Below are 10,016 nucleotides of genomic sequence, written 5' to 3'. Positions count from 1 at the left end.
CTACAACTTTTGGGGAGTCCTACAGACCCATGCGAAAGGGTCCTTGGCCCTCCCCCTTTGGCGAAGTCATCAGCTTGATGACAAACATTTATTATAAGACAAAATTACGAAGGATAATAGTAAATAATAATCTCATATTGTATAAGAAAAGAAGGGGTTCTAGGGGAAAATCCCCTAAAATATTCTAATCTTGGATTAGAAATATTCTTATCTTGAATCAGAAATCTTCTCTCATTTTTTTAATTTGGTCTCTTAGTTTTGCTGCTCTTTCAAAATCAAGCTCTTCTGCAGCCTTGTACATTTCTGCTTCCATGTTTATTAAGATTGTTTCTATTTCTGCCCTGTTTATTTCTTGGATTTCTTCTACATCTTCTGCTTTTTTGGTTACTTGGATTATTTCGCCTATGTTTTTCCTAATGGTGGTTGGGGTAATATTATGTTTTTTGTTGAAGGCTTCTTGGATTTTTCTTCTACGCTCTGTTTCATCTATTGCCTTTTGCATTGATCCTGTTATGCGGTCGGCATACATTATTACCCTGCCTTCTGAGTTTCGGGCGGCCCTTCCTATGGTTTGGATTAGGGAGGTTTCGCTTCTTAAGAAACCTTCCTTGTCGGCATCTAGGATTGTTATTAGGGATACTTCTGGTATATCTAATCCCTCTCTTAGGAGGTTGATGCCTACTAAGACGTCAAATTCTCCCAACCTTAGCTCTCTTATTATCTCGCTTCTTTCGATGGTCTTTATGTCTGAGTGGAGGTATTTGACCTTGATTTGCTTTTCTGTTAAATAGTCTGTGAGGTCTTCGGCCATTTTCTTGGTTAGGGTTGTGACAAGGACCCTGTCTCCCTTTTCAATGGTCTTGTAGACTTCATTTATAAGGTCATCTATTTGATTTTCTGTTGGTCTTATTTCTACAAGTGGGTCTAGTAGTCCTGTTGGCCTTATTATTTGCTCGACAATCTTGCCCCCTGTTTTTTCCATCTCGTATGGGCCTGGTGTTGCTGAGACATAAATTGTCTGGTTGATTAGCTTTTCAAATTCTTCAAATTTGAGTGGTCTATTATCTAGGGCTGAAGGTAGCCTAAATCCGTAATCTACTAGATTTTGCTTTCTGGACCTATCCCCTGCATACATGCCTCCTACTTGAGGAATTGATACGTGGGACTCATCTACCATTAGGACGAAGTCTTTTGGAAAATAGTCGATTAGGGTGTAAGGCCTTGACCCCCTTGGTCTTTGAGATAGGTGGGCTGAATAATTTTCAATCCCTGAGCAAAATCCGATTTCCTTGAGCATTTCTATGTCATATCTGGTTCTCTGTTCGATTCTTTGAGCCTCTAATAATTTATTTTCGCTTTCAAATTCCTTGATTCTCTCTTCTAGCTCTTCTTCTATTGTAATTATTGCTCTTTCAGTCTTTTCGCTTGTGGTGGCGTAGTGGCTGGCAGGGTAAATATAGCCGTGGGAAAGCTTTGATAGGACCTTACCTGTTAGGGGATCAAATTCTGAAATCTGGTCGATTTCATCTCCAAAAAATTCAACCCTGATAGCCTTTTGGTCAAAACCTGCTGGGTAGATATCAAGGATATCGCCTCTAGCCCTAAAGGTCCCCCTGTCAAAGTCCACGTCATTTCTCACATATTGGACGTCAATAAGCTTTTTCATTACCCCTGCCGGGCTTATTTCTTGGCCAGGTCTTAGGGATACGACTAGCTTTTTGTAATCAATCGGATCTCCCAGACCATAAATACAGGAGACAGATGCCACAATTATAACATCTCTACGCTCAAAAAGAGCCATGGTCGCAGAGTGGCGCATTTTGTCAATCTCATCGTTGATGGATGAGTCCTTGGCAATGTAGGTATCAGTTGCAGCCACATAGGCCTCTGGCTGGTAATAATCATAATAGGAAACAAAATATTCTACAGCATTGTCTGGGAAAAACTCCTTAAACTCTGTAAAAAGCTGGTAGGCAAGGGTCTTGTTGTGGGCAAGGACTAGGGTAGGTCTTTGGACCTTTTCGATAATGTTGGCCATGGTAAAGGTCTTACCAGAGCCTGTTACCCCTCTTAGGATCTGGTCCTTCTTGCCAGCAAGAATCCCATCAGAAAGCTCTTTAATAGCCTCCGGCTGGTCTCCACGTGGTTTGTATTCTGAATTAAGCTTAAATTTCATAACATCTCTCAATCTTTATAAAGGAAAAGACCTAAAAGGCCTTTAAATTTCATACATTTATACCCTTGTATTATACTAGGAAATAGGAAGTTTTCAATGATTGAAAGACTTAGGTCTGTGGTCAAAAAAAGAACCCCTAAAGGTTCTTTTTAAGTATCCTCATAGCCCAGAGGATGGCGGCAATTGACACTCCCACATCTCCGATTATGGCTAGCCACATTGAAGCATATCCAAATAGGCCCAGGATTAAGATTAAAATTTTAACTGTCATTATAAATACAATATTTTGCACAACTGTCAAATTGGTTATATTAGCTATCTTCATCAGCCTTTCAAGTTGGCTAAATTGTCCATTTGCTATAAGGATATCTGATGATTCTATGGCAAGATCTGATGCAGTTTCTCCCATTGAAATACCTATATCAGAATTTTTAAGAACTGGTGCATCATTTATACCATCACCAACAAAAACGACCTTGTGGCCAGCATCCTGGTAGGCCTTCATGATTTCAAGCTTATCTTTTGGCATAACCTCACCATGGTAAATATCAATATCAAGTTTGTCAGCCAAGTCTTTTACAGCAAAGACGCTATCTCCAGATACAACTCCAACTTCCTTAAACTGACCCTTAAGAAAGTTAATAGTCTCCTTAGCACCTTTTTTTATCTCATCTTCTACGATAATCTTTGCAGCAAGCTTACTATCTATGGCTAAAAATACAGCCCTGTCTGTCACATCGCCCTCATAGGCTACATACCTTGCTGAGCCAATTTTTATCTCTCTGCCATCCTTAGTCCTAGCCTTTATGCCAAGACCCTTTTCATTTTCAACATCTTCAAATAAATCAGGATTTTCTTCTCTATTAAGGGAAGCAACTATGCCTTGGGCAAGTGGATGAGTAGACATCTTTTCTAGATTGTAAATAAAATCTAAAAGCTCATCCTTATCATCAACATCATAATAAACTATGTCCTTAACTACAAATTCTCCTGTAGTTAGAGTTCCTGTCTTATCAGTAAGGAGAATATCAGCCACCTTCAAATCTTCAAAGTATTGGCTACCCTTAACCAAAATCCCCTCACGACTAGCAAGTCCCAAGCCTGACATAAAGGAAAGTGGTACAGACAAGACAAGGGCACATGGACATGATAATACAAGGAAGGTTGCAGCCCTAAAGAGATAATCTGACCAAGCTCCACCCATAAAAAGCGGTGGAACAATGGCAACTAAGCCTGCAAGGGCGACTACAATTGGTGTGTAAATCCTGGCAAATCTTGTAATAAGCTTTTCGCTATCAGATTTTGCTGTGTGTGAATCCTCAATAAGTTCTATAATCTTGGCAGCTACAGAATCGTCAAATTCCTTCTCTGCCCTATATTTTATAATCCCATCTGTGACAATAGATGAGGAAATAATTTCGCTACCTGGCTCAATTTCAACAGGCATAGACTCACCTGTTACAGAAGAAGTATCAACCAGGGCCCTGCCCTCGATTACAAAGCCATCGACACCGACCTTCTCACCATCACGAACCATGAGCACATCGCCCACTTCTACATCATCAAGGTCAATCTCTTCGATAGATCCATCCTCCAGAACCCTATTAGCAAGATCAGGCACTAGGTCAAGCAGGTCCTTGATATTTTCCTTAGAACGGTGGGTAGCAATCTCTTCAAATAGCTCTCCAAAGCCATAAAAAACCATAACGGCAATGGCCTCGATATAATCTCCTATGATAAAGGCTGTAAGGGTAGCGATGGTCATAAGGAAATTCTCATCCAAGGCCTGGCCCCTCTTAATTCCCTCAAAGGCAGCCTTTAAAACATCAGCAGCCGCTATTAAATATAAGAGAAGAAAAGCTAAAAGCACACCCCAATTAGGATGACCAATATCATTGTGCTTATGGCCTGTCGCAAAGGCAAGCCCAAAACTAGCAAGGCCAATAAGAATCAGCTTATAAAGCTCTTTCTTATGGTCCTTAGTCATTGACTTAAACATCTATTTCTCCTTAATCACAGACCCTGGTTCAATCCTATCGGCAATCTCATTAGCCTCTTTAAGGAAAGCTTCAAGGTCTATATCATCAGCCAAATCAAGCTTAACCTTCTCAGTCAAAAAAGACACGCTAGCAGAATTAACCCCATCCATCTTAGAGATGGCCTCCTCAATCTTAGCTCCGCAATTAGCACAATCCAAACCTTCAATAATATATTTCTTCTTCATAAAATCCTCCTAATTATTCTTCACAAATTTCTTCGCACTCTGCACAATTCTTATCATCTTCACAAACATGGTCAAGGCCAGTCGCAATGATAATCTTGACATGGTCATCAGCCAAGCTATACATCATAGACTTGCCATCCCTCTCGGCCTTAACGAGATTATTCTCCTTAAGATTTCTAAGCTGGTGGCTAATAGCCGACTGGCTCATATCAAGACTTTCAGCAATATCCCCCACACTCACAGGCCCCTCAAAAAGCCTATACATAATCCTCATCCTGGTAGAGTCTGAGAAAATCTTGAACAAATCGGCCAAATCAGCCAAAATGTTATCCGAGATATTTTTAATATTCATATTAGTCACCTTTCATATGTTTGTTTGTTCATATGAATATTATAGCATATATAAAATAAAAGTCAATAGTAAGACAATAAAAAATCCCACATCCAAGGCTAAAATGGTCTTAGTGGGGGTAGTTAAAATTTATTTAAAACTAATCAACTATATACGAAGACAAATTCTAAATTGTCTTACTTTTCTCCATAAAATTCGTCATAAATAGAGCGGATTGCCCTTTCAAAATCTTGAGTTTCTATGCCGATAATAATATTAAGCTCGCTAGAGCCCTGGCTAATCATCTTGATATTAACACCTTCTTTAGCAAGAGCAGTAAAAGTCCTGGCTGAAACACCCTTCTCATTAATCATGCCTCGGCCAACTACTGCAATAAGAGAAATATCCCTCTCCCAAGATAGGCTATCTATATCCAAATAGATTTGTAATTCTTCAAGGACCTTATTTAGCTTAGGGGTAATATAGGAATCTGCCACAAGAACAGAAACCGTATCAATACCCGAAGGCATATGCTCAATTGAAATATCGTTAGACTCAAAAACAGTGGTAAGCTTCCTAAAAAAGTCCTTCTCACTGTTCATATTTACCTTCTCTAGAGTAATAGAAGTAAAGTCCCTCTTGCCAGTAATACCTGTAAGAATATTTTTATTTTTGACATCACAGTTTGAAACAATAAGAGTTCCAGGCTTATCCGGTTTATTAGTATTTTTAATATTAATCGGAATATTTTTATCCCTAAGAGGGAAAATCGCCTCTTCATGAAGGACATTAGCCCCCATATAAGATAGCTCCCTAAGCTCCTTGTAGGTAATGGTACCAATAGGCTTTGGATTTTTGACAATCCTAGGATCAGCAACCAAAAATCCAGACACATCAGTAAAATTCTCATACATCTTACAATCAACAGCTGAAGCAATAACAGAGCCCGTCACATCAGACCCTCCACGAGAAAATGTCATAATCTCGCCATTTTCCTGACCATAAAATCCAGGGATAACAGCCCTATCATGCTTAGCCAAAATATCTTTAATATCAGCCTGGGACCTCTCCAAATCCAAAATCCCATCATTAAAAGTAATCAAATCCTTGGCATCCACAAAGTCATAACCAATAAAGGAAGCCAAAACCCTAGCACTCATATACTCCCCACGACTAACAACAAAATCATAAGAAGCCCCATTTGTAATCTCTTCCTTCACCTCAGCAAGAATAGCGTCAATATCAATAGCAAGGCCCAGGTCATCGACAATATTTTTATAAATATCCTCAATAATCCTATAAACCTCATTAAAATTTAAATCATGGTCACTTAGCTGGTGACACATAGCCAATAGATCAGTGACCTTGTGGTTGTTATTGACACCCTTACCAGGCGCAGAAACAACAATATATTTGCGGTCACTGTCTGCAAAAATAATATCCTTAACCTTCTTAAGCTGAGTAGAATCAGCCAAAGAACTTCCCCCAAATTTAACAACTTTCATCTTCTTCCCCTTAATATAAAAAATAATTTAATCAAAATTAAAATCATACATCCAAATAGTATGATAAAGCAATTAAAAAAATTATACATTTATAATTCCACTTGTCAATTATTAGATAACTTTGTTAAAGTGGTAAAAGGGTTCTTATCTTGAAGTAATCAATAATAAAAAATCTTACAGAAAAAACCGGCGAAAATCACCGGTCTTAAGCAAATTTTTAATTTATATTTCTAAATATTTTCTCTCCTTATGCTGGCATATTGATTGATTGGTTGTCAACTTATAATTGACAACCACTTTTTTATATGCGAACATATTATTTTTCTAACTCTTAATTTATGCCATAAATCTATTTTAAAAGCACCTTATCCTTATCTTCTAGAAAATGAATTGTGTTTATAGAATTTTCTCTTCAAAACTTCTGCAAATAGGGCATATATTATGGATATTCCTAGCATGGATACGAGTGCTTTTAGTGGTAATTTTACTAGGCCTAGGTAGGAATTTATTGGGCTATATATTATTGAAATTAATACTATACTTACGCTTAATATTGCTATTAGTAGGCCCTTACTTGGTTTGCTTTTTATTACTGGTCTTGCTGTTCTTACTATTAGCATGACTATCATGGCTGAGATGACTGATTCTAGCATCCAGCCTGTTTGGAAGAGTTTCTCGTCGGATTTGAAGATGAAGATTAAGACGAAAAATGTTAGGTAGTCAAAGAGTGATGATGTGATGCCAAAGACTATCATGAATTTTTTGATAAATTTCATATCCCATTTCACTGGCTTTTCTAACCAAGATTTATCTACTGAGTCTGAGGCTATTTGCAAGGATGGGAAGTCTGTCAATAAGTTTGTTAGAAGAATTTGTTTTGGCAAGAGGGGTAGGAATTTTAAGAAAATACTCGCCCCTGCCATTGAAAACATATTTCCAAAGTTCGCACTTGTTGCGACGAATATGTATTTCAAGGTATTTATAAAGGTTCTCCTGCCTTCTTTTATTCCAGATAATAATACTCTTAGGCTATTTTGTAAAAGTACAATTGAGGCTGCATCTTTGGCAGTGTCGGCTGCTGTATCTACTGATATGCCCACATCAGCTTGCTTTATGGCTGGTGCATCATTTATGCCATCGCCCATATAACCTACGATTTCTCCAGCTTCTTTGTAGGCTCTTATTATTTTTTCCTTTTGATTTGGACTAATTTCTGCAAATATATCTATGTCTAGGACTTTTTTGTTTAGCTGGCTTATAGAATATGAACTTAAATCTTGACCAAGCAAGATTCTTTCTGGATCTAGGCCTATCTGGCTTCCGATATTTTTGGCAATTTCGCAATTGTCGCCTGTTATCATTTTCAATGCGACACCTAGGTCATTCATCTGACTTATGACTTCTTTGATATCTTCCTTTAATGGGTCAATAAAGAGCAAAAATCCTTTAAAAATCATGTCTTCTGCCTTCTCATTTTCAAAATCAGACTCACCGCTTAAATCCTTATAAGCAAGACCCAAGACCCTAAAACCCTGACTTGAGAACTTAGAAAATAAGTCAAATATTTGGTCTTTAATCTCATCAATTTTTCCAACATAACCGTCGGCCTTCTCATAAAATTTGCTTATATTTACAATGCTTTCAAAGGCTCCCTTAGTTACCATAAGATTTTTATTTGATAAATCAGGACCAGTTTTTACTAGTATACTTAGTATTTTATTTTCAAAAGAGTAGGGTATTTCAAATAGCTTCTTGTAGGCAGAAAAGTCTTCTTTGTTCGCACTTAAAATAGCCTGGTCAATCGGATTTGCATAGCCTTCTTGAAAATATGAATTGATGGCCGCAAATTTACTTAAATCTCCTGATTTTTCTCCATTGAAATTTAAGGCGCTATCAAGCTTGACCTTGCCCTTTGTTATTGTGCCAGTTTTATCAGAGCACATAATAGTCATTGACCCGAAATTTTCTATTGCATTTAATTTTTTGACAATGACACCTTCCTCAGACATCCTCTTGGCACCTTGGGATAGGTTTACACTGATTATGGCTGGCAACATCTGAGGTGTGAGGCCAACAGAAAGAGCCAGGGCGAACATAAAGGATTCTAAGAAAGGCTTATTTAAAATGATATTAAATATAAATATAAGGCCAATTAAAAGGCTTGTGACATGCAAAATTAAAGATCCAAAATCCTTTATCCCCTTCTCAAAGTCTGTATCAGAGTCCTTTTGGCTTAGGGATGCAGTAATCTTGCCAAATTCTGAATCTTTTGCCAAATTCACTACTACAGCCTTGCCAGACCCGCTAATCACATGGGTGCCCATCCAAAGGACATTTTTCCTCTCAGATAAAGTAGTATTGGCAGGGATTTTCCCGCTTATCTTCTCCACTGGAAAGGTCTCACCTGTAAGGCTTGATTCGTCAGTTGAAAGAGAATTGCCCTCAAGTAGCAAACAATCAGCAGGAATCATATCGCCAGTTTTAACGCTAATAATATCACCAAAAGTCAAATCTGCATTATCAAGCTCAACAAATTTCCCATCTCTTAGGACAGAAGAAGTAACACTTACCGAATAAAGGAGCTTTTTTACAGCATCCTTGGCCTTGCTTTCGTGAAGATAGCTTAAAATTGAAGAAATCATTATAATAATCAAGATAATAATCCCATCTGAATAATCCTTCATAAAAATCGACAAGATAGCCGCAAAGATCAAAATCATTGTTATTGGGCTTTTAAATTGAGACAAGAAAATCATAAATTGAGATTCCGACTTCCTCTTCTTAAAAACATTTTTCCCATAAGATTCAATTCTATCAGAAGCTTGCTTGCTTGATAGGCCAGCCTCACTTGAATCTAAGCTTTTTAAAACATAATCTTTATCATATGACCAAAAATCTTTCATACTGCCTCCTAGTTAATTAAAATATATTCCAAAGGCAATAAAAAGCAATTAAAAATACCAGTTTAGCTTTAGAACTAAGCTGGTATAGTTTTATATTTTTCTATTATCACTAAATCTACCTAATTATAGGAAGTTTTCAAATTAATCTCACTTCGAATTTACTTCATTTTTACTTTTTGCTTTGTGGGTTTAAATCTAAATATATTACTTGGTAATTATCCAGCCTATGGATATAAGACAAAAGATTTAGAGAATATAAAGAAAGGAGATTTTGTTAAAATATTTGGTCAAGTAAAAACAAGCATTGATAACAAAGGTAAAATATAGAATTGAAAAATGATATGGGATTTTCATATAACAAATTATGGAAGTTATTAATATATAAAAATATGAAAAAACAGACTTACAATGTTCAATCCCAACAACACCAAAGACAATAGCAAAAATAGGAATAGACGAAAATGTAAGTCTATAAACATTAGGAAAGATTTGTGAGTATTTTCAATGTGATATTGGAGATATTATTGAATATAAGTCAATGGGAATCAAGTATGATAACGGAATTTGATAGTATTCCATATTCCAATGATGGTAGAGGGCTACGATGCTTATCAAAAACTGAGCTTGCTTTAAATAATATTAATACAAATAAAGATAAAATAATTTTAATTGAAGAGCCAGAAAACCATTTGTCATATTCTAACATGAATAATTTAATTGATATTCTACAAGAAAATAGAATAACAAGCTATAAAAGTGTTGAAATAGGTGCTTTTATGATTTTAAAAGAAATCAATTCTATAATAAATTAAAAATCGTGTTGGTAGAAAAATCGTCTACTTCTACCAACACGATTTTACAAAGAGCCAGTACTTAC

Annotated in this window: 8 protein-coding genes and 2 pseudogenes; 4 read left to right on the top strand and 6 right to left on the bottom strand. The window is 36.7% G+C overall.

Annotated features, from left to right (window positions below; translation table 11 throughout):
- Nucleotides 1-217: 217 nt before the first annotated feature.
- The 6 genes from uvrB to mgtA form a co-directional block, all read right to left on the bottom strand.
- A complete protein-coding gene (gene uvrB / locus ACCQ42_RS02740; RefSeq protein WP_410035288.1) occupies nucleotides 218-2,176 on the bottom strand; it encodes an excinuclease ABC subunit UvrB in 1,959 nt (652 codons plus the stop codon).
- Between the two features lie 136 nt (nucleotides 2,177-2,312).
- Nucleotides 2,313-4,175: a heavy metal translocating P-type ATPase gene (locus ACCQ42_RS02735; protein WP_410035287.1), complete on the bottom strand. Its 1,863-nt coding sequence runs from the start codon at nucleotides 4,173-4,175 to the stop codon at nucleotides 2,313-2,315.
- Nucleotides 4,176-4,400 (bottom strand): cation transporter, encoded by a 225-nt coding sequence (locus ACCQ42_RS02730; RefSeq protein ID WP_106461547.1) that lies wholly within the window; start codon nucleotides 4,398-4,400, stop codon nucleotides 4,176-4,178. It abuts the gene before it with no gap.
- A gap of 13 nt (nucleotides 4,401-4,413) precedes the next feature.
- Entirely contained in the window at nucleotides 4,414-4,752 is a 339-nt protein-coding gene (locus tag ACCQ42_RS02725) for an ArsR/SmtB family transcription factor (protein ID WP_106461546.1), read from the bottom strand.
- A gap of 176 nt (nucleotides 4,753-4,928) precedes the next feature.
- On the bottom strand, nucleotides 4,929-6,236 hold the full coding sequence (locus tag ACCQ42_RS02720; protein ID WP_410035286.1) for an aspartate kinase: 1,308 nt from the start codon (nucleotides 6,234-6,236) through the stop codon (nucleotides 4,929-4,931).
- 371 nt (nucleotides 6,237-6,607) lie between these two features.
- Nucleotides 6,608-9,139: a magnesium-translocating P-type ATPase gene (mgtA, locus tag ACCQ42_RS02715; protein WP_410035285.1), complete on the bottom strand. Its 2,532-nt coding sequence runs from the start codon at nucleotides 9,137-9,139 to the stop codon at nucleotides 6,608-6,610.
- A 213-nt stretch (nucleotides 9,140-9,352) separates the two neighbouring features.
- On the opposite strand from mgtA, the pseudogene ACCQ42_RS02710 reads away from it, so the two are divergent.
- The 4 genes and pseudogenes from ACCQ42_RS02710 to ACCQ42_RS02695 form a co-directional block, all read left to right on the top strand.
- Nucleotides 9,353-9,460, top strand: a pseudogene (locus tag ACCQ42_RS02710) (DNA-binding protein); the annotation flags it as partial.
- A 20-nt stretch (nucleotides 9,461-9,480) separates the two neighbouring features.
- A pseudogene (locus ACCQ42_RS02705) lies at nucleotides 9,481-9,611 on the top strand (helix-turn-helix domain-containing protein); the annotation flags it as partial.
- Between the two features lie 15 nt (nucleotides 9,612-9,626).
- Nucleotides 9,627-9,707, top strand: coding sequence for a hypothetical protein (locus ACCQ42_RS02700; RefSeq protein WP_410035291.1), 81 nt, complete (start codon nucleotides 9,627-9,629; stop codon nucleotides 9,705-9,707).
- Complete coding sequence (locus ACCQ42_RS02695; RefSeq protein ID WP_410035290.1) at nucleotides 9,691-9,951, top strand: hypothetical protein; 261 nt, start codon at nucleotides 9,691-9,693, stop codon at nucleotides 9,949-9,951. Before ACCQ42_RS02700 ends, ACCQ42_RS02695 begins: the two co-directional genes overlap by 17 nt.
- Nucleotides 9,952-10,016: the final 65 nt, after the last annotated feature.

Origin of the sequence: Anaerococcus kampingae, assembly GCF_046365475.1 — a bacterium.
Lineage (GTDB): Bacteria > Bacillota > Clostridia > Tissierellales > Peptoniphilaceae > Anaerococcus > Anaerococcus kampingae.
The sequence above is the reverse complement of the archived record's forward strand: the minus strand, read 5'-3'. Positions and strand labels throughout refer to the sequence as shown.